This is a genomic window from Tepidimonas sp., assembly GCF_046292505.1.
Classification (GTDB): domain Bacteria; phylum Pseudomonadota; class Gammaproteobacteria; order Burkholderiales; family Burkholderiaceae_C; genus Tepidimonas.
On the sequence record NZ_JBKBQX010000004.1, the window covers coordinates 117,235 to 135,586 of the forward strand.

The 18,352-nt window shown below is 66.0% G+C and carries 14 protein-coding genes; 3 read left to right on the top strand and 11 right to left on the bottom strand.

The genetic code is table 11. The features are described from left to right. Positions 1–6: 6 nt before the first annotated feature. The 7 genes from ACK4TH_RS03670 to ACK4TH_RS03700 form a co-directional block, all read right to left on the bottom strand. Positions 7–1,209, bottom strand: a complete 1,203-nt coding sequence (locus ACK4TH_RS03670) for an NAD(P)H-dependent flavin oxidoreductase (RefSeq protein WP_409622915.1) — start codon at positions 1,207–1,209, stop codon at positions 7–9. 76 nt (positions 1,210–1,285) lie between these two features. Further along, complete coding sequence (locus ACK4TH_RS03675; protein ID WP_409622818.1) at positions 1,286–2,101, bottom strand: peptidylprolyl isomerase; 816 nt, start codon at positions 2,099–2,101, stop codon at positions 1,286–1,288. Position 2,102: 1 nt separating this feature from the next. Beyond that, a complete protein-coding gene (narI, locus tag ACK4TH_RS03680) occupies positions 2,103–2,807 on the bottom strand; it encodes a respiratory nitrate reductase subunit gamma (protein ID WP_409622821.1) in 705 nt (234 codons plus the stop codon). 21 nt (positions 2,808–2,828) lie between these two features. Then, on the bottom strand, positions 2,829–3,506 hold the full coding sequence (gene narJ / locus ACK4TH_RS03685) for a nitrate reductase molybdenum cofactor assembly chaperone (protein ID WP_409622824.1): 678 nt from the start codon (positions 3,504–3,506) through the stop codon (positions 2,829–2,831). Between the two features lie 26 nt (positions 3,507–3,532). Beyond that, positions 3,533–5,065 (bottom strand): nitrate reductase subunit beta, encoded by a 1,533-nt coding sequence (gene narH, locus ACK4TH_RS03690; protein ID WP_409622827.1) that lies wholly within the window; start codon positions 5,063–5,065, stop codon positions 3,533–3,535. A gap of 39 nt (positions 5,066–5,104) precedes the next feature. Next, positions 5,105–8,890, bottom strand: coding sequence for a nitrate reductase subunit alpha (locus ACK4TH_RS03695; RefSeq protein WP_409622830.1), 3,786 nt, complete (start codon positions 8,888–8,890; stop codon positions 5,105–5,107). 25 nt (positions 8,891–8,915) lie between these two features. Continuing rightward, positions 8,916–10,274 carry an MFS transporter gene (locus ACK4TH_RS03700; RefSeq protein ID WP_409622832.1) on the bottom strand — a complete coding sequence of 453 codons (1,359 nt, stop codon included), beginning with the start codon at positions 10,272–10,274 and terminating at the stop codon, positions 8,916–8,918. 256 nt (positions 10,275–10,530) lie between these two features. Between ACK4TH_RS03700 and ACK4TH_RS03705 the strand changes: the two genes are divergently transcribed. Genes ACK4TH_RS03705 through ACK4TH_RS03715 form a run of 3 tightly spaced genes read left to right on the top strand, consistent with a single transcriptional unit; the run spans position 10,531 to position 13,103 of the window. Continuing rightward, positions 10,531–11,796: an MFS transporter gene (locus tag ACK4TH_RS03705; RefSeq protein ID WP_409622835.1), complete on the top strand. Its 1,266-nt coding sequence runs from the start codon at positions 10,531–10,533 to the stop codon at positions 11,794–11,796. A gap of 3 nt (positions 11,797–11,799) precedes the next feature. Then, on the top strand, positions 11,800–12,747 hold the full coding sequence (locus ACK4TH_RS03710; RefSeq protein WP_409622838.1) for a sodium-dependent bicarbonate transport family permease: 948 nt from the start codon (positions 11,800–11,802) through the stop codon (positions 12,745–12,747). Beyond that, complete coding sequence (locus ACK4TH_RS03715; RefSeq protein ID WP_409622842.1) at positions 12,744–13,103, top strand: P-II family nitrogen regulator; 360 nt, start codon at positions 12,744–12,746, stop codon at positions 13,101–13,103. The genes ACK4TH_RS03710 and ACK4TH_RS03715 overlap by 4 nt, the downstream gene beginning before the upstream one ends. On the opposite strand, the gene ACK4TH_RS03720 is transcribed toward ACK4TH_RS03715, so the two are convergent. From ACK4TH_RS03720 to ACK4TH_RS03735, 4 genes are read right to left on the bottom strand one after another with little or no spacing between them, the layout of a single operon-like run. Continuing rightward, entirely contained in the window at positions 13,084–13,824 is a 741-nt protein-coding gene (locus ACK4TH_RS03720; RefSeq protein ID WP_409622845.1) for a response regulator, read from the bottom strand. The genes ACK4TH_RS03715 and ACK4TH_RS03720 overlap by 20 nt on opposite strands. Further along, positions 13,821–15,767: a type IV pili methyl-accepting chemotaxis transducer N-terminal domain-containing protein gene (locus ACK4TH_RS03725; protein WP_409622848.1), complete on the bottom strand. Its 1,947-nt coding sequence runs from the start codon at positions 15,765–15,767 to the stop codon at positions 13,821–13,823. The genes ACK4TH_RS03720 and ACK4TH_RS03725 overlap by 4 nt, the downstream gene beginning before the upstream one ends. 43 nt (positions 15,768–15,810) lie before the next feature. After that, a complete protein-coding gene (locus ACK4TH_RS03730; RefSeq protein ID WP_068607883.1) occupies positions 15,811–16,563 on the bottom strand; it encodes a 5'-methylthioadenosine/adenosylhomocysteine nucleosidase in 753 nt (250 codons plus the stop codon). A gap of 20 nt (positions 16,564–16,583) precedes the next feature. Then, complete coding sequence (locus ACK4TH_RS03735) at positions 16,584–18,272, bottom strand: long-chain-fatty-acid--CoA ligase (protein ID WP_409622851.1); 1,689 nt, start codon at positions 18,270–18,272, stop codon at positions 16,584–16,586. Positions 18,273–18,352 lie beyond the last annotated feature (80 nt).

Here is an 18,352-nt window from a genome sequence, read left to right on the forward strand (position 1 = left end):
GCCTCCTCAGCCCGCCACCGCACCCGGCACAGGCTGACCGAGCAGCCAGCGCAACAGATCGCTCACGGGGCGAATCGCCTCGCCGAACGGCAACCGCCCGGCCCCACGAAAGAACAACCCGCGCGCCACGTCGCCCTGCAGCGCATGGCCCAGCTGCTGGTCGATGCAGAATTGGCCCATCTCGGGTACCCCGTCGCGCAGCCCACAACGCGCCAGGCAATCGAAACCCATGTTGCAGCGGCGTTTGGGGTGGGCCATGGCCTGCATCCGTGGCTCCAGGCGCAGGTACTTTTCCAGCCAGGAGGTCCGCACGGCACGTGCCGGCAGTCCCGCCACGCTGGTGAACTCGACCAAGTCCTCGGGCCGGGCACGCGCCAGCACCCGCTTGAACGCTTCGGCCGCATCCGATTCGGCCGTGACCGCGAAAGCGGTGCCGAGTTGGACGGCTGCCGCCCCCAGCCCTTGCAGGCGCCGGACATCGTCGTGGGTGGAGATGCCACCCGCCGCGATGATCGGAATGTCGCGCTCGATGCCTTCGCGCGCCAGGAACGCCTGCACCTCCGGCAACACGACGTCGAAATCGAACCGTCGATCGGCCAGATCGGCCACCCGAGCCGCCCCAAGGTGTCCGCCAGCCAGCCGGGGATGCTCCAGGACGATGGCGTCGGGCAGGCGCCCGCGTTTCATCCAGCGCCGCACCACCACCTGCACCCCGCGCGCATCGGACAGAATGGGAATCAGCGCCACCCGCGGGTGATCCTGCGCCAACTCGGGCAGGTCCAATGGCAGCCCCGCCCCCACCACGATCGCATCGGCCCCGCTGGCCAGCGCTTGCCGGACGTAGTCGGCGTAGGCCGACAAGGCACGCATCACGTTGACCGCGATCAAGCCATGCCCACCGGCCAAGCGACGGGCGCGGCGGATCTCGCGATCCAACGCCTCCAAATTGGCGGCATCGATGCGGGCACGCACGTCCGGGGCCTTGAGGTCCAGTTGGTCGGTTTGCGCCATCAGGTCCGGGTGCAGTCGGCGCAGATCGACGGAGGAAATGGTTCCCACGGCACCGGCCGCAGCGACGGTGCCGGCCAAGCCTCCAGCCGACACCCCCACGCCCATGCCCCCCTGCACGATGGGCAGCAAGGTGCGGCCGCCCAAGTTCAGCGGCCGCAGACCACTGTCGGTCAGCCAGCGGCGGCTCTGCGGCGGCATCCCGATCGGGCCGGACGCCGTCGCCACGGCGGGTATCGGGGCAGGGAGGACGTGGGCATCCATGCGGCGCTCCTTTTCACTGCACCAACGGCCCGTCGCCGGCACCCAGATCAACCCCGCAGACACGGGCTTCCGCGGCCAACCGGTGCAGGTAGTGCCGCAGCGCCACCGCGCGGGCGCGCAGCAACAGATCGCGTTCGATGCGCGGGCGCGCTTCCTCGAACGGAATGCGCTTGCCCGGCCGGCGCCCCATGACGCGGACGATGTGCAAGCCAAAGCGGGTGCGCACCAGACGCGGATGCACCCCCAGGGCCAGAGCGGAGTCCTGCTGATAGAACAGCTCGTTGGCCATTTCGGGAGCACAATCGGCAGGTCCGATCCAGCCCAGATCGCCGCCCTGCGCACCGCTGGGGCAGTTGGACAGCTCGGCCGCCATCTGCTCGAAACGCCCGGGCGGCACATCGGGACGCAAGAGCTCGAGCAGGGCCTGCTCGGCACGGCGGGTGAGCGCATGCACGTCGACCCTGGGGGTGACCGCGAACAGAATGTGGCCTACATGCAGCGCCTGGCCCTCGACGAAGCGGCGGCGGTTGGCCTCGTAATGGCGACGGCAGGCCTCCTCGTCGGGTTGGGGCGTCTGCAGCTCGCGGGCAAGCAGGGCGTCGATGGCGGCATGCTCCTGCGCCTGCAGCGGCGGAGCAACGGCGACCGCGCGCGCCGGCAGCAACCCGACGGCGACGGCACGCTGCCGCAGCAACTCGCCCCAAGCACGCTCGCGCAGCTCTTCCGCCGACAGGATTTCGTGCGGCCCGTGCAGCGCGACGCCGTTGATGCTGGCCCCGTCGGACCGGGCCCCGGCCGTGACAGAAGGAGGGATCAGGCCCACCGGCATCTCACCGCCCTCCGGGGGTGCCCAGCCGTCGGCTGCGCACGATCTGATAGGGGCGCCAGAGGTATGCCACCGAGGCAAACCCGCTCCACACATGCACCAACCGCGTGAACGGGAAGATCAGAAAGATCGTCATGCCCAACACCATATGGACCTTGAACACCCATCCGATGTCGGCCATCAGCTCGGCCGTGCCAGGACGGAAGGTCACGATGCGCTGCGCCCACTCGGCCAGCACCAACATCACGCTGCCGTCCAGATGCTGAGCCGAGAAGGGGATGGTTGCCAGACCGAGCGCAAACTGTGCCCACAGCAGCCACAACAACACGATGTCGCTGGTGCGCGAGGTGGCGCGGATACGGGGATCGGTCAACCGGCGGTGCAGCAGCAGCGATACCCCCGCGAAACCCAACACCCCGAAGAGCCCGCCCGACACCATGGCCAGCACCTGTTTCGCGCCCGCGCTCATGAAGGGCTCGTAGACGAAGTGCGGGGTCAGCATGCCCACTGCGTGCCCGAAGAACAAAAACAAGATGCCGGCATGGAAGAGGTTGCTGCCCCAGCGCAATTGCCCGGCGCGCAACAGCTGCGAGGAATCGCTCTTCCAGGTGTACTGGTCACGATCGAAGCGCAGCAGGCTGCCGAGCAAGAAAACGGTCAGACAGATGTAGGGGTAGACGCTGAAGAAAAAGGCATTGAGCGCGTTCATGGTCTGCTCCGCTGAAAGACATCACACGACGGAGGCCGTCGCCTCGGATCGACGGCGAACGAATCGAATCGGCCGCTCGCTGCCCGACGCGGCCGAGCTGGGACAACCGCCAAAGGCCTGGGGTTCGGACCAACTCGCATCCAACGCCGGCTCGTCATCCGGCTCGGCCGGCTCGACCCGCTGACCGCACGCCTCCAGCACCGCGATCAACACGTCCGCATAGGCACTGCGCCGGCGTTGCAGGGCGCCGATCAGGGCATTGACGATGTGCGCCACCTCGCCGACCAGCCCGCGGGCGACATCCGCTGGTTGCGTCGACGCAAACTCCAAAAAGACGGGCAAATGGTCCGGCAACTCGTGGCTGTGCAGCCGCAGACCGGCCGCCTCATAGGTCTGCAACAGATCGATCATGGCCGGCCCTCGCTCACGCGAGTCACCATGCACATGCTCGAAGAGGTGCAGCGACGTGCTGCGCCCACGGTCGAAGGTCTCGACGTACTCCGCCTCGACCTCGTAGCCCTCCCGGTGCAGCCATGCGTCCACCCAGGCCTGCAGGCGTCGCAAACGCTCGGGGGGCACGGCACCCTCGGCGGCGAGGGCCTGCACCGCCTGGGGCGCAAGAGCACGGGTCTCCTGATCGGGGTAGCGCAACAAGAACGCCAGCGCACGCAGGGTATAGGTCAGTCGTGGGGTTTTCATGGTCGTCTCACTCCGTGGGGGCGGGCTCAGGCCTCGACCTTGATGGGGATGGTGCGTTTGCGCGGACCACCGAACAGGCTGGTCTCGGTCTGCCCCTCGGAGCAGCCATTGCCAAACGAAAAACCACAGCCGCCTCGCAGGTCGAAGGCGTCCTCGGCATACTCGCGGTGCGTGGTGGGGATGACGAAGCGGTCCTCGTAGTTGGCGATGGCCATGATGCGGTACATCTCCTCCACCTGAACGGGAGTCAGGTCCGCCTCGGTCAGCACGCGGTGGTTTTCCACGCCCTCGACGTGCTTGGCCCGCTGATAGGCCCGCATGGCCAACATGCGCCGCAGCGCCAGCACCACGGGGCGGGTGTCACCTGCCGTCAGCAAATTGGCCAGGTACTGCACGGGGATGCGCAGCTGCTCGACGTCCGGCAGCTCGCCATGGGTGCCGATATGCCCGGCATTAGCCGCGGCCGAGATCGGTGACAGCGGCGGCACGTACCACACCATCGGCAGTGTGCGGTACTCGGGGTGCAGGGGCAGGGCGACCTTCCAATCGATCGCCATCTTGTAGACCGGGCTGCGGCGCGCCGCCTCCAGCCAGGCCTCGGGTACCCCATCGGCCCGCGCCTGCGCGATCACCTTCGGGTCGTTCGGATCCAGAAAGATGTCGAGCTGGGCCCGGTACAGATCGCGCTCATTCTCGACGCTGGCAGCCTCCGCGATGCGATCGGCGTCGTACAGCATCACCCCCAGGTAGCGGATGCGGCCAACACACGTCTCCGAACACACGGTGGGCTGCCCGGCCTCGATGCGGGGATAGCAAAAGACGCATTTTTCCGCCTTGCCGCTTTGCCAGTTGTAGTAGATCTTTTTGTACGGACAGCCCGAGACGCACATCCGCCAGCCGCGACATTTGTCCTGATCGATCAGAACGATGCCATCCTCCTCGCGCTTGTAGATCGAGCCGGAGGGGCACGACGCCACGCAAGCGGGGTTGAGACAGTGCTCGCACAGCCGCGGCAGGTACATCAGGAACGTGTTCTCGAATTGGCCGAGCATGTCCTTCTGCACCTGATCGAAGCCGCTCAGGTTGGCGTCCTTGCTTCGCTTGGCAAACTCGCCGCCGAGGATTTCCTCCCAGTTCGGCCCCCACTCGATCTTGTCCATGCGCTGGCCAGTGATCAGGCTGCGCGGGCGCGCGGTAGGTGCCGCCTTCGACGAGGGCGCATGATGCAGGTGCTCGTAGTCGAAGGTGAACGGCTCGTAGTAGTCGTCGATCTGCGGCAGGTTGGGGTTGCTGAAGATTTTCATCAAAAGCGACCATTTGCCACCCTGGCGCGGCACGAGCGAGCCATCCGAGCGGCGCTTCCAGCCCCCGTTCCAGCGATCCTGGTTCTCCCATTCCTTGGGATAGCCGATGCCGGGCTTGTTCTCGACGTTGTTGAACCAGGCATATTCCATCCCGGGGCGGTTGGTCCACACGTTCTTGCACGTCACCGAACAGGTGTGGCAGCCGATGCACTTGTCGAGGTTGAGCACCATCGCGATCTGGGCGCGCACTTTCATGGTGATTCTCTCCTGGGTTCGTTGCGCGGGAATGGCGCTTCAAGCCTGCACGGTATCGCGGCGCTCGCCATCGAGCCAGTCGATGCGGCGCATCTTGCGCACGATGACGAACTCGTCGCGGTTGGTGCCGATCGTTCCGTAGTAGTTGAAGCCGTAGCTGAACTGGGCGTAGCCGCCGATCATGTGCGTGGGCTTGAGCACCACGCGCGTGACCGAGTTGTGGATGCCACCGCGGGTGCCGGTGATCTCGGAGCCCGGGGTGTTGATGATCTTTTCCTGCGCGTGGTACATCATCACCATGCCCGGCATGACGCGCTGACTGACGACGGCGCGCGCGGCGATGGCCCCGTTGACGTTGAAGAGCTCCACCCAGTCGTTGTCGGCAATGCCGGCACGGCGGGCATCGTCCTCGGACAGCCAGACGACCGGCCCACCGCGGTTGAGGGTGAGCATCAACAGGTTGTCGCTGTAGGTGCTGTGAATGCCCCACTTTTGGTGCGGCGTGATGAAGTTGAGCAAGATCTCCGGATGGCCGTTGGATTTGCGCGCCATCAGCTCGTTTACCGCCTTCATGTCCACCGGTGGACGGTAGCTGCTGAAGTTTTCGCCAAACGCCGTCATCCATGGGTGGTCGAGGTAGAACTGCTGACGGCCGGAAAGGGTCCGCCATGGGATCAGCTCGTGCACGTTGGTGTAGCCGGCGTTGTACGAGACCTTCTCACTCTCCAGCCCGGACCAGATCGGCGAACTGATGATCTTGCGCGGTTGTGCCTGGATGTCGCGGAAACGAATCTTCTCGTCCTCCCGGTGCAGCGCCAGGTGGGTGTGGTCGCGCCCGGTCACCTTGGACAGCGCCTCCCACGCCTTCACCGCCACGTGGCCGTTGGTTTCCGGCGCCAGTTGCAGCACCACCTCGCAGGCGTCGATGTCGGTGTCGATGCGCGGGCGGCCCTGGGTCGGACCGTCGTCTCGTACGGCGCCGTTGAGTTCGGCAAGCTGGCGCACCTCCTCCTGCGTCGGCCAGGCCAGACCTTTGCCGCCATTGCCCAGTTTGTCCATCAGCGGGCCCAAGGCCGTGAAGCGCGCGTAGGTGTTGGGGTAATCGCGCTCGACGACTTGGATCTGGGGAGCCGTCTTGCCCGGCACCAGCTCACATTCACCGCGCTTCCAGTCGCGCACATCGAAAGGCTGCGCCAGCTCCGCCGGGGTGTCGTGCAGCAGCGGCAGCAAGACGACCTCCTTCTCCACCCCCAGGTGTCCCTGGGCTGCCTCGCTGAACGCCTTGGCAAAGCCCTTGAAGATCTCCCAGTCGCTGCGACTCTCCCAAACCGGATCGACCGCCGCCGACAACGGATGGATGAAGGGGTGCATGTCGCTGGTGTTGAGGTCGTTCTTCTCGTACCAGCTCGCCGTCGGCAGCACGATGTCCGAGTACAGACAGGTCGTGCTCATGCGAAAGTCCAGCGTCACCAACAGATCCAGCTTGCCCTCCGGGGCTTGCTCGCGCCAGACGACCTCCTGCGGGCGTGCAGCGGGATCCGACAGCTCACCCCCTTGCACCCCATGCGTGGTGCCCAGCAGGTGCTTCAGGAAGTACTCATGCCCCTTCCCGCTGGAGCCGAGCAGGTTGGAGCGCCAGATGAACAGGTTGCGCGGCCAGTTGTCCGGGTGATCGGGGTCCTCCCAGGCCATGCGCAGCTTGCCGGTGCGCAGCCCCTCGACCACGTAGTCCTTGGGGTCCATTCCTTGCTCGGCCGCATCGCGGGCCACCCGCAACGGGTTGGTCTGCAATTGCGGATTGGCAGGCAGCCAGCCCATGCGGGCCGAGCGCACGTTGTAGTCGATGAACGAACCCTTCCACTGCTCGCGGTCCGCCAGCGGCGACAGGATCTCGTCCACCCCTAGGCGCTCGTAGCGCCACTGATTGGTGTGCACGTAAAAGAAGCTGGTGCTGTTCTGATGGCGCGGGGGCCGCACCCAGTCCAGCGCAAAGGCCAGCGGTATCCAGCCCGACTGCGGGCGCAGCTTTTCCTGCCCGACGTAATGCGCCCAGCCGCCCCCGCTCTGCCCGATACAGCCGCACAGCATCAGCATGTTGATGATGCCGCGGTAGTTCATGTCACTGTGGTACCAGTGATTCATGGCGGCGCCGATGATCACCATCGATTTGCCGTGCGTCTTGTCCGCGTTGTCGGCAAACTGACGGGCCACGGCGATGGCCTGCTCGCGCGGCACACCCGTGATGCGCTCCTGCCACGCCGGGGTGTAGGGAACGTCGTCGTCGTACGAGGCGGCGCCCGTGTCGCCCGGCAAGCCGCGCGGCACACCGTAATGCGCCGCCGTCAGGTCGAACACGGTGGCGACGAGCGCGTAGCGCTCCTCCCCCGCTTTGCCCAGCTTGATGCGACGCAACGGCACCGTACGCAGCAGCACATCGCCGTCCTGCGGATTGGCGGCAAAGTGAGGGTTGTGCACCCCGCCGAAGTACGGGAATGCCACCTGCCCCACGTCGTACTGCGCCTCCTGGCCCTCCATCACGCTGAGCTTGAGACGCACCTCCCGGCCGTGGAGGGCCTCCTTGTTCTCCAGGTTCCACTTGCCCAGATCGCTTCGCCCCTCGGGCCCCCACCGGAAACCCACCGATCCGTTGGGCAACACGACCTTGTCCTGCTCGTCGAAGGCCACCGTCTTCCATTCGGGGTTGTTGTCCTGCCCCAGCTTGCCGTTGAAGTCGCTGGCGCGCAAATAACGCGCCGGCACCAAGGCCCGGCGTCCGTCGGGCAGGCTGCGCTCTTCCAGCAGCACCAGCAGCGGCAGGTCGGTATAGCGGCGCACATAGTCGTCGAAGTAGGCGCTGCGCCGCTCGACGTGGAATTCGCGCAGGATGACGTGGCCCATCGCCATGGCCAGCGCCGCGTCCGTGCCTTGTTTGGGATGCAACCACAGATCGCAGAGCTTGGAGATCTCGGCGTAGTCGGGCGTGATCGCCACCGTCTTGGCACCCTTGTAGCGCACCTCGGTGAAGAAGTGGGCATCCGGCGTGCGCGTCTGCGGCACGTTGGATCCCCAGGCGATCAGAAATGTCGAGTTGTACCAGTCCGCGCTCTCGGGCACGTCGGTCTGCTCACCCCAGATCATCGGACTGGCCGGCGGCAGGTCGCAGTACCAGTCATAGAAGCTCATGCACACGCCGCCGATGAGCGACAGATAGCGCGTACCGGCGGCATAACTGATCATCGACATGGCCGGAATGGGCGAGAACCCCACCACCCGGTCCGGACCGTAGCGCTTGATGGTGTAGACGTTGGCCGCGGCGATGAGCTGGTTGACCTCCTCCCAGGTGCTGCGCACGAAGCCGCCCAAGCCGCGCTGGCTCTGCCACTCGCGGCGGGCATCGGGGTTCTGTACCACGCTGGCCCAGGCATCCACGGGGCTTTTGGCCACGGCGAGCGCCGCGCGCCAGTGTTTGAGCAGCGCGCCGCGCACCATGGGGTACTTGACGCGGTTGGCGCTGTACAGGTACCAGCTGTAGCTGGCCCCACGCGCACAGCCGCGTGGCTCGTGGTTGGGCAGATCGGGCCGGGTACGGGGGTAGTCGGTCTGCTGCGTCTCCCACGTCACGATGCCCCCCTTGACATAGATCTTCCACGAGCACGACCCGGTGCAGTTCACCCCGTGCGTGCTGCGAACGACCTTGTCGTGCGCCCAGCGGTCGCGATAGGCGGCCTCCCAGGTGCGATTCTCGGCGGTCGTCACGCCATGCCCATTGGCGAAGGACTGGGTCGGCAGCGCAAAATGCGTCAGGCGGTCGAGAAAATGACTCATCGGTGTGCTCCTGGTTGTCCTGGGCTCAGCAGGGGTTGGCGGCGCCACGGCGGGCATACATCCACCAGTTGAGCGCGACGTTGAAGGCAAAGAAGGCCGCCAGCCCCCAAAACACCGGCGTGGCGGTTTTGTAGGTGGCAAAGGCCCAAGCGAACAGCATTCCGAACAGGAAGGGGCCATAGGCCGCCGCGGCGGCGGTGAAGCCGATCACGCCTCCGGCCTGACGAGGCGCAAACAGCATCGGCATCTGCTTGAAAGTCGACGCGTTACCCACCCCGGCAAAGAAGAACAGGGTCAACATGCCGGCGACGAACATCGGGAAGCTCTCCAGCCCCGTCGGCTGCGTCAAGGTGGTCACCCACAGGGCCGCGCCCAGCATGCCCAGACCGGCCCAGTGCGTCACCCGGGCCCCGCCCAGCTTGTCGGACAGCGGTCCGGCCACCACACGCGAGGCCGACCCCACCAGCGGACCCCAAAACGCCCAGGCGAGCGGATCGGGCGCCCCGGGAAACTGGCCATAGATCTGCTTGATGAGCAGGGGAAACGTCGCCGACAACCCTGAAAAACATCCGAACGTCATGATGTAGAGCGACGTCATCGACCAGGTGTGGCGGGAGCGGAAGATGTCGAATTGCTCGGCGAAGTTGGCCTTGACCGGCACCGACTTGAGCAGCAGCCACGCTGTGATGCCCAAAACAGCGACCACGGGGATCATGACGGCCGGCGCGTTTTGCAACCAGACTTGGCTGCTCACCCCACCTTTGACCAGGGTCTGGCTTCCCCCCATCCAGGCCGCGCCTTCCAGCAGCGCGAAGCTGATCACCCACGGTGTGAGAAACTGCACTATCGACACCCCAAAGTTGCCGATGCCCGCCTGGATGGCCAAGGCTGTGCCTTGCAGCCGTTTGGGGAAAAACAGACTGGTCGAGGGCATGAAACTGGAGAAATTGCCCCCGCCCAGCCCGGCCAGAAACGCCAGCGACATCAGCACCCAATATGGCGTACTCGGGTTTTGCACGGCGTAAAACCAGCCCACCAGCGGGATCAGCAGCGAGAGCGTGGACAGGCTCACCACGTGGCGCGTGCCTGCCATCGGCGTCAAAAACATGTGCACCAGGCGCAAGGTGCCCCCCGCCAGCCCCGGCATGGCCGCCAGCCAGAACAACTGTGTGGAGGTGAACTGAAAGCCGATCTGCGGCAGGCGCACGACCAGTGCCGACACCAGAAACCAGGCCATGAAGGCCAGGGTCAAACACAGCGTGGTGACGGTCAGTGTGCGCCAAGCCAAGCTGGAGGCGCCGTTGCGCCAGAATGCCTCGTTCTCGGGCTCCCAGCGCTCCAGCCAAGTGCCATCCCGGGTCGTGGGACCGGTCGTCGTGGTCATGGACATTCCTTTTCGGGTCGTATCAGGACAGCGCCCACTGTGCCTGCGTCGGCCCGCCCTGCCTATCCACCGATCGGCGCCCTCCCCCGCTTCCGATGGGTGATGTCCATCGGGTACGCATCCTCCGTTCGGAGGATGGCGATGGCCAGCCCGTCCTCCGGATGACCGTCCGCGCCTCCCCGTCCGGTGGATAGGCAGCCCGCCCTCGACTGCCTACAGTGCCTGCCATCCCTACACGGTATGGAGGACGCTTGTCATGACCCCCTCACCCGCCACCCGCAGTCGCCAGGCTTGGTCGGTACTCATCGTCAGCACGCTGGCCTTTACGGTGTGCTTCATGGTCTGGATGATGTTTGGCGTCATCGGCATCCCGCTGAAGAAGGAGCTCGGACTCAACGCCACCCAGTTCGGGCTGCTGACCGCAACGCCGGTGCTCACCGGCTCGCTGGTGCGGGTGCCACTGGGCATCTGGACCGACAAATATGGGGGGCGCATCGTTTTCACCCTGTTGATGGCGGTGACGGTGCCAGCCATCTGGCTGATGGCTTATGCGACCGAGTTCTGGCACTTTCTGGTGATTGGCCTATTCGTCGGTCTGGCCGGTGGGTCGTTCTCGGTGGGCACCCCTTATGTCGCGCGCTGGTTCCCCAAGCAGCGCCAGGGTATGGCCATGGGCATCTTCGGTGCCGGCAACTCGGGGGCGGCGGTCAATAAATTCGTCGCCCCGGCTCTGGTGGTGGCCTTCGGTTGGACCATGGTGCCGCAGGTGTACGCCGCCGTCATGCTGGGTACGGTCATCCTGTTCTGGCTGTTCAGCCACCATGACGCATCGCACCTCGTCCCGAGCCACACGCGCTTCGTCGATCAGCTCAAGGCCCTGAAAGACCCGACTGTCCTCAAGTACTGTCAGTACTACAGCATCGTGTTCGGTGGCTACGTGGCGCTGTCGCTGTGGATGGTGCAGTACTACGTCGGTGAATACGGATTGGACATCCGCGTCGCCGCGCTGTTGGCGGCGTGCTTCTCGCTGCCGGGCGGGGTGCTGCGCGCCATCGGGGGTTGGCTGTCCGACAAGTACGGGGCCCACACCGTGACCTGGTGGGTCATGTGGGTGAGCTGGATTTGCCTGTTTCTGCTCAGCTACCCCCAAACCGATTTCACCATCCAGACGGTGGAGGGCCCGAAGACCTTCCACATCGGGCTCAACGTCTACGTCTTCACCGCGCTGATGTTCGTGCTGGGCATCGCCTGGGCCTTTGGCAAAGCCAGCGTGTTCAAGTACATCTCGGATGAGTACCCCAAGAACATCGGCACCATCTCTGGCATCGTCGGGCTGGCCGGTGGCTTGGGTGGCTTCGTTCTGCCGATCATGTTCGGCGCGCTGCTCGATGTGACGGGCATCCGCTCCAGTGCCTTCATGCTGATGTACGGCGTGGTCTGGGTTTCGCTGATCTGGATGTACCTGACCGAGGTGCGTCGGCACGATGTCCTGAAACACAACCCCGCCCCCCGGAGTGCTTGAACCATGGCGGTCGTGGACCCGGTGGTGGGTTTCTTCGTGCTGGGCCTGATCGCAGGCTCGCTGCGCTCGGACCTGAAGCTCTCCGGCGGGTTGTACGACACGCTCACCATCTACCTGCTGATCGCCATCGGCCTCAAGGGCGGCTTCGAGTTGGCCAGCAGCGACGTGGGCGCGTTGATCGTGCCCACGCTGGTCATCGTTGTCGCGAGCGCCGTCACCCCCATGGTGGCCTACCAGGCGTTGCTGCGACTGGGGCGGCTGCCCCATGCCGACGCAGCGTCGATCTCGGCGCACTACGGCTCGGTGTCGGTCGTCACATTTGCAGTCGGCGCCTCGTACTTGGGCCGTCAGGGCTTGGACTATGACGGCTACATGTCGGTGTTCCTGGTGTTTCTGGAATTTCCGGCCCTGATCGTCGGGGTCTTGTTGGCCAAGGGTCTGAAGGCCGATGCCAACTGGCGGCGCCTGGCTCACGAGGTGTTGACCGGCAAAGCGATCGTGCTGTTGCTGGGGGCACTGGTGATCGGCTGGGTCTGGGGTCGTGACGGGGGGGCAGCACTGGTGCCGTTTTTCGAGGGGTTGTTCAAGGGTTTCCTGGCGCTGTTTCTGTTGGGCATGGGCGTGACGACGGCAGCGCGCCTGGCCGACCTTCGGCGGGTGGGCCTCTTTCTGGTCGGCTTTGGTATCCTGATGCCCATCGTATCGGCCGCGGGGGGCGTGCTGGTGGGCTGGCTTCTGGGCCTGCCGGTGGGCAACACCCACTTGCTCGCGGTGCTGTACGCCAGCGCCTCCTACATCGCCGCGCCGGCCGCCATGCGCATCGCCATCCCGGAAGCCAACCCGGCGCTGTCGATGGGCGCGTCGCTGGGGGTGACCTTTCCATTCAACGTGGTGGCAGGCGTGCCGCTGTACTTGGCCATGACACAGACCTTCTACCGGACGATGGCATGAACACCGCGGGCTGCGTTCCCTCGCCACACCACGGCGTCGTCGTGGTGGTGATCGCCGAGGCGGAGCTGGAATCCGTCCTGTGCGACGACATCCTGGCGGCCGGGGCAAAAGGCTATACGGTCAGCGAAGTGCGCGGGCGCGGCAACCGGGGCCTGCGCGACGATCGGCTGCTGTTGTCCAACAATGTGCGCTTCGAGGTGCTGTGCGACGAAGCCACGGCGCGCAGCGTGCTGGACACCGTGCTGGGCCGCTACGGCAGGCATTACGGCATCGTCGCGTACGCGCTGGCCACCTGGACGCCACCGTCACGGGTGGGCAGTGCCCATCTTGCCGCATTCAACCCAACCCGTGGTTGACGGCCACCACCGCGGCCTGCACGCGCGAGGTCACGTGCAGCTTGCGCAGAATGTGCTGCACATGGATTTTGACCGTCGTCTCGGCGATGTCGAGCGTACGCGCGATCATCTTGTTGCTCTGCCCGCGGGCAATCAACGCCAGGATCTCACGCTCGCGCTCAGAGAGCGCCTCCAGCGCGGACGGCGGAGCGGGGGCGGGCGCCGGTGGTGGTGATGGCGCATCCACCGCCACCGGCTCGTCAGTGGCCACCGTTCGCGCCCCGTCGCCGCACGATGGCTCCGCCGACGCGCGCTCAGGTTGGCGCATCAGCGTCACCAGCTTGTTGAGCATCGGCGGGCTGATGACCGAGTCACCCGCCACGACACGCTCGACGGCTTCGCAGAGCTGGTCGAGCTCGGTGGTCTTGAGCAGATAACCGTCCGCCCCGGCACGCAGCGCAGCGGCCAGGTCTTCGGCCTCCTCGCTGACCGTGAGCATGAGAATACAGGCCCTCGGCGCCGCCTCGCGCAGGGCGCCAATCGCCTCCACCCCGCGCACCCCCGGCAAATGGTTGTCGAGCAGGATCACGTCGACATCAACCTCGCGCAAATGGCGCAGGGCCTCACCTGCGTCCCCCGCCTCGCCGCAGACTTGCAGACGCGGTGCCTGGCCGAGCAACGCACGCAACCCCCGGCGAAACAGGGGGTGGTCATCCACCAGCAACAAACGGATCGGTCTCATGACACGGAGGGAACAGTATCGGGCGCGCGGGGGGGTTGCCGGTCAAGCGGGGGCAGGGGCCGCTCCTGCACGGCAGCATCCACCGGCACGCTCAGCTCCACCGCGGTTCCCTGTCCCGGCGCCGAGTGCACCGCGAGCCGGGCGCCGATGGCGGCAGCGCGCTCCTGCATGATACGCAGTCCGATGTGGGTTTCCTGTGTGTGACGCACGGGGTCGAATCCCACGCCGTCATCGCGCACGACGAAGCGCCATGGCGAGCCTTTGTGCACCTGCACGATCACCGCGCGCGCATGGGCGTGCTTGCGCACGTTGGACAACGCTTCTTGGACCACATGCAGAACCTGCAATTGCACATCGGGGGGCAGGTCCACGGCTTGACCGTGCACCTCCACATGCGCGGTCAGGCCGGTCTGGTGCCGAAATTTGGTCACGGTCTCTTGCACGGCGGTCACGATGTCGCCCTCGTGCGTGCGGGTGCGAAAGTGCATCAGCAGCTCGCGCACATCGGCCAGACTTTCGTCCAACCCAGCCTGCAACTCGGCCACGTGGTCCTCAGCCGCCTCGCAATCCCCACGCCGCAACGCGCCCTGCAGCAGTTGAACCTGAATCTTCAGAAACGCCAGCGACTGGGCGATCGAGTCGTGCAGCTCCCGCGCCAAAAAGTTGCGCTCCTGCGCCACGGCCGCTTCACGCTCCAGGGCATGCGCGCGCAACCCCTCGACGGCATTGGCCAGTTGTCCCGCCAGAGCATCGAGCAGTTCGCGCTCGCCCTCGTGCAGAGCGAGCGCATGCCGATAGAACAAATTGATCTCGCCCAGCACGCGGTGCTGCAGGCGCACGGGAACACTGACCACGGTACGAAAACCCTGGTTGGCGCAGTGCGCAGCATCCGAGGCGTCGCCGCGCTCGATCGGGATCACACGGGTGCGCTGCTCCAGGTGGGCGCGGCCACACTCGCACTGTCCGCAAGGCAGCACCTGCTCCGCCGCGACGATCTCGCGCGGCGCTTGATGCTCGGCCAAGAGCATGTACCCGTGCAATGCGGGATCGGCCCAGCGCAAAATCACGGCATCCGCGCCGACGCGTTGGCGCAGTCGCTGTACGAACCCGTTGGTGAGCGTCTGCAGCGAATCCGCGTCGCTCAGAAACAGGCTCATGTCGTAGAGGGCCTGCAAATTGGCCCGCTTGGCCTCCAGATCCCGCGTCTTCTCAGCCACCTTGGCTTCGAGCTGGCCATACAGGTCTTGCAGCGTCGCTGCCATCTGGTTGAAACCGCTGGCCAGCTGGCCAAATTCGTCCCCGCTGGGCGCCGCGACGCGCGTGGCAAAGATGCCGCGCTGCAAATCCGTCATGGCGCGCGCCAGCCGGGTCAGCGGCTGCATCACATAGCGCTGCCCCGTGTACAGCATGAATACGGCGCCGGCCACGGCAAAGGCAATCATGGCGAATTGCAGCAGATTCAGGATGCGGGTCAGCCGGGACAGCTCCGACTCGATGGCCAGCACCAGCTCGTCCACCTGCGCGACGAGCATTTCGGCGGTGGCAAACGCCACGCCGGCCTCGCTGGGGTCGGGCGGCGCTTGCGGATCCCAGAGGTGGCGCTGTCGGTTCCAGGTGGCTTCGACCACATCGAAGCGCTCACGAATGAGCGGCGTCCAGGGAACGAAGAGGGGACGCTGCGGATCCCCGGCACGCAAACGCTCCAGGCTGCCCACCAGCTCCTGCACCAGCGCTTGGCGACGCTCGGCTGGCACGGACAGGGTACGTGCCGCATCCAGACGCCATACCTGCATGCGCAGGCGGCCGGCCTCGTTGACGGCGGCTGCCCCGCCTTCGAGCTGCCACGTCACCCACAGCGTAACCCCGATGGAGGCCGTCACCGCCAGCAGCAACCACAAGCCGGCGTACACCAGCTTGGTGGCGATCGTCGTGCGTGCTCTCATCGGCGCAAGCTTAGCAAGCCCACGCCACACCGTACACCCCGGCTCAGAGCAGATTGAGCGCCTTGCGCACAATGCGCGCGCTGTAGTGGCGCGCCACGTCGCGCATGAAGGCCTGAAAGTCCACGTGCGCCTCGTCGTCGGCGCGGTCGGACAGCGTGCGCACCGCGGCGAACGGCGTGCCGTAGTCCCAGCACACCTGGGCCACGGCAGCGCTTTCCATGTCCACCGCCAGGGCCTCGGGCAGCGCCTCGCGCAGCGCCTGGGACTCGGCCGCGCTGGTGATGAAGCGGTCGCCACTGACGATCAGCCCGCGATGCACCGTGGGCCGGTGCAGGCCCAAGGCGCGCAGCGTCTCCTCGCTGACCAGCTTGGGCAGCCAGGTGACGGCGTCGCGCGCCGCCTCCTCCAGCACCTGGGCCAGCACCAGGTCGGCGTCGAAATGCATCTTGCCGGTGCCGGGCACCTCCCAACGCGGAAAGAGCGGCGCGGCACTCAAGTCGTGCTGCAGATAGCGCGTGCCCACGACGACGTCGCCGACTTCGGCACCGAAGGCCAGCCCACCGGCCACCCCCGTGAACAGGATGTGCTGGGGCGCAAACCGCTCGTGCAGCACGGTGGCGGTGGTGGCCGCCGCCACCTTGCCGATGCCACACAGCACGGCCACGACCTCGTGGCCCTGCAAATGACCCTGCCAGAACTCGCGCCCCGCGACGCTGACCTTGCGCTCGTCGGGCATGAGCTGCAGGATCTCGGCCAATTCCTCGTGAACGGCACTGATGACGGCGACGCGGGCCATGGTGGGCTCTCCGGGAAAGGTTACTTCTTATCCCGCAATTCTCGCCGCAAAATTTTGCCCACGGGCGTTTTGGGCAGCTCGGTGCGAAACTCGATCACCTTCGGCCGCTTGTAGCCGGTCAGCCGCGCTTCGCAGAATTCGCGGATGTGCGCCTCGGTCAGTGCCGGATCCTTCTTGACGACCACCAGCTTGACCGCCTCGCCCGAGTGTTCGTCCGGAATGCCCACCGCCGCGCACTCCAACACGCCGTCGCACTGCGCGACCACGTCCTCCACCTCGTTGGGGTAGACGTTGAAGCCGGACACCAGAATCATGTCCTTCTTGCGGTCCACGATCTTGAAGTAGCCGCGCTCGTCCATGACGCCTATATCGCCGGTGCGGAACCACCCATCGGCCGTCATGACCTTGGCGGTTTCGTCCGGGCGCTGCCAGTAGCCGGCCATGACCTGCGGGCCCCGGATGGCGATCTCGCCGGGCGCGCCCTGCGGCACCTCGTTGCCGGCTTCGTCGATGCACTTCATCTCGGTGCTGGGCAGCGGCAGACCGATGGTGCCCGTGAACTCGGTGGTGGTGACCGGGTTGCAGCTCGCCGACGGGCTGGTTTCGGACAGGCCGTAGCCCTCGCAGATCGGGCAGCCGGTGCGCTCCAGCCACTTCTTGGCCACCGCCGCCTGCACCGCCATGCCCCCGCCGACCGACACCTTCAGGTTGCGCCAGTTGACGGTGTCGAACTGCGGGTGGTGCACCAGCGCATTGAACAGCGTGTTGACCGCCGGGAAGCTGTGGAAGGTGTGGCGCGACAACTCCTTGAGCACCGCGGGCAGGTCACGCGGGTTGGGGATGAGGATCGTCTTGCCCCCGGTGCGCATGCTCAACATCATGTTCACCGTGAAGGCGAAGATGTGATAGAGCGGCAGTGCACAGACCGCCGCGGACTGCTCGCCCGGGGGGATTTTTTTCATGACCGGGTCGTTCCAGGCCTCGGACTGCAACACGTTGGCCAGGATGTTGCGGTGCAGCAGCACCGCGCCTTTGCTGACCCCCGTGGTGCCGCCGGTGTACTGCAGCACGGCCACGTCGTCGGGGCCGATCTCCACCGGCCGAAAACCCGTCCGGCGGCCGCGCGCCAGCGCATCGTTGAAGCGCACTGCCCCCGGCAGTTGGAACGGCGGCACCAGCTTTTTGACGTGGCGCACCACCAGGTTGACGATCAGGCCCTTGGCCCCGAGCAAATCGCCCATGGCGCACAGCACCACATGCTGGACCGGCGTGGCGGCCAGGCACTGCTGCAGGGTGTGGGCAAAGTTCTCGATGATGAAAATCGCCTTCGCCCCGCTGTCCTTGAGCTGGTGCTCCAGCTCGCGCGCGGTGTAGAGCGGATTGACGTTGACCAGCACATAGCCGGCGCGCAGGATGGCCGCAACCGCGATCGGGTACTGCGGCACATTGGGCATCATCACCGCCACGCGGTCGCCGCGCTGCAACCCCAGGCTCTGCAGATAGCCCGCCACGGCGCGCGAGGCCTCGTCCACCGCGCGGTAGGTCCACTCCTTGCCCAGAAAGCTGTACGCCGGGCGGTCGGCGTACTTGCCAAAGCTCTCCTCCATCAGCGCGACCAGCGAGCGGTAACGGCTGGGATCGATCTCGGCGGGCACCCCCGCGGGATAGTGCTTCAGCCATGGCTTGTCGGCGGCGGTGACGGTGCTCATGCAGTCTCCTGTCTGGGTTTTGGGGAATCGCCCGGTCTGCCTGACAACAGGCTGACGACGCTGACATTATTCCCGAAACC

Excerpts from the sequence above, each read along its gene's own strand:
- ACK4TH_RS03670 (WP_409622915.1), bottom strand. The coding sequence starts at position 1,209 with ATGCCGCCGCAGAGCCGCCGCTGGCTGACCGACAGTGGTCTGCGGCCG.
- ACK4TH_RS03675 (WP_409622818.1), bottom strand. The coding sequence starts at position 2,101 with ATGCCGGTGGGCCTGATCCCTCCTTCTGTCACGGCCGGGGCCCGGTCC.
- narI (WP_409622821.1), bottom strand. The coding sequence starts at position 2,807 with ATGAACGCGCTCAATGCCTTTTTCTTCAGCGTCTACCCCTACATCTGT.
- narJ (WP_409622824.1), bottom strand. The coding sequence starts at position 3,506 with ATGAAAACCCCACGACTGACCTATACCCTGCGTGCGCTGGCGTTCTTG.
- narH (WP_409622827.1), bottom strand. The coding sequence starts at position 5,065 with ATGAAAGTGCGCGCCCAGATCGCGATGGTGCTCAACCTCGACAAGTGC.
- ACK4TH_RS03695 (WP_409622830.1), bottom strand. The coding sequence starts at position 8,890 with ATGAGTCATTTTCTCGACCGCCTGACGCATTTTGCGCTGCCGACCCAG.
- ACK4TH_RS03700 (WP_409622832.1), bottom strand. The coding sequence starts at position 10,274 with ATGACCACGACGACCGGTCCCACGACCCGGGATGGCACTTGGCTGGAG.
- ACK4TH_RS03705 (WP_409622835.1), top strand. The coding sequence starts at position 10,531 with ATGACCCCCTCACCCGCCACCCGCAGTCGCCAGGCTTGGTCGGTACTC.
- ACK4TH_RS03710 (WP_409622838.1), top strand. The coding sequence starts at position 11,800 with ATGGCGGTCGTGGACCCGGTGGTGGGTTTCTTCGTGCTGGGCCTGATC.
- ACK4TH_RS03715 (WP_409622842.1), top strand. The coding sequence starts at position 12,744 with ATGAACACCGCGGGCTGCGTTCCCTCGCCACACCACGGCGTCGTCGTG.
- ACK4TH_RS03720 (WP_409622845.1), bottom strand. The coding sequence starts at position 13,824 with ATGAGACCGATCCGTTTGTTGCTGGTGGATGACCACCCCCTGTTTCGC.
- ACK4TH_RS03725 (WP_409622848.1), bottom strand. The coding sequence starts at position 15,767 with ATGAGAGCACGCACGACGATCGCCACCAAGCTGGTGTACGCCGGCTTG.
- ACK4TH_RS03730 (WP_068607883.1), bottom strand. The coding sequence starts at position 16,563 with ATGGCCCGCGTCGCCGTCATCAGTGCCGTTCACGAGGAATTGGCCGAG.
- ACK4TH_RS03735 (WP_409622851.1), bottom strand. The coding sequence starts at position 18,272 with ATGAGCACCGTCACCGCCGCCGACAAGCCATGGCTGAAGCACTATCCC.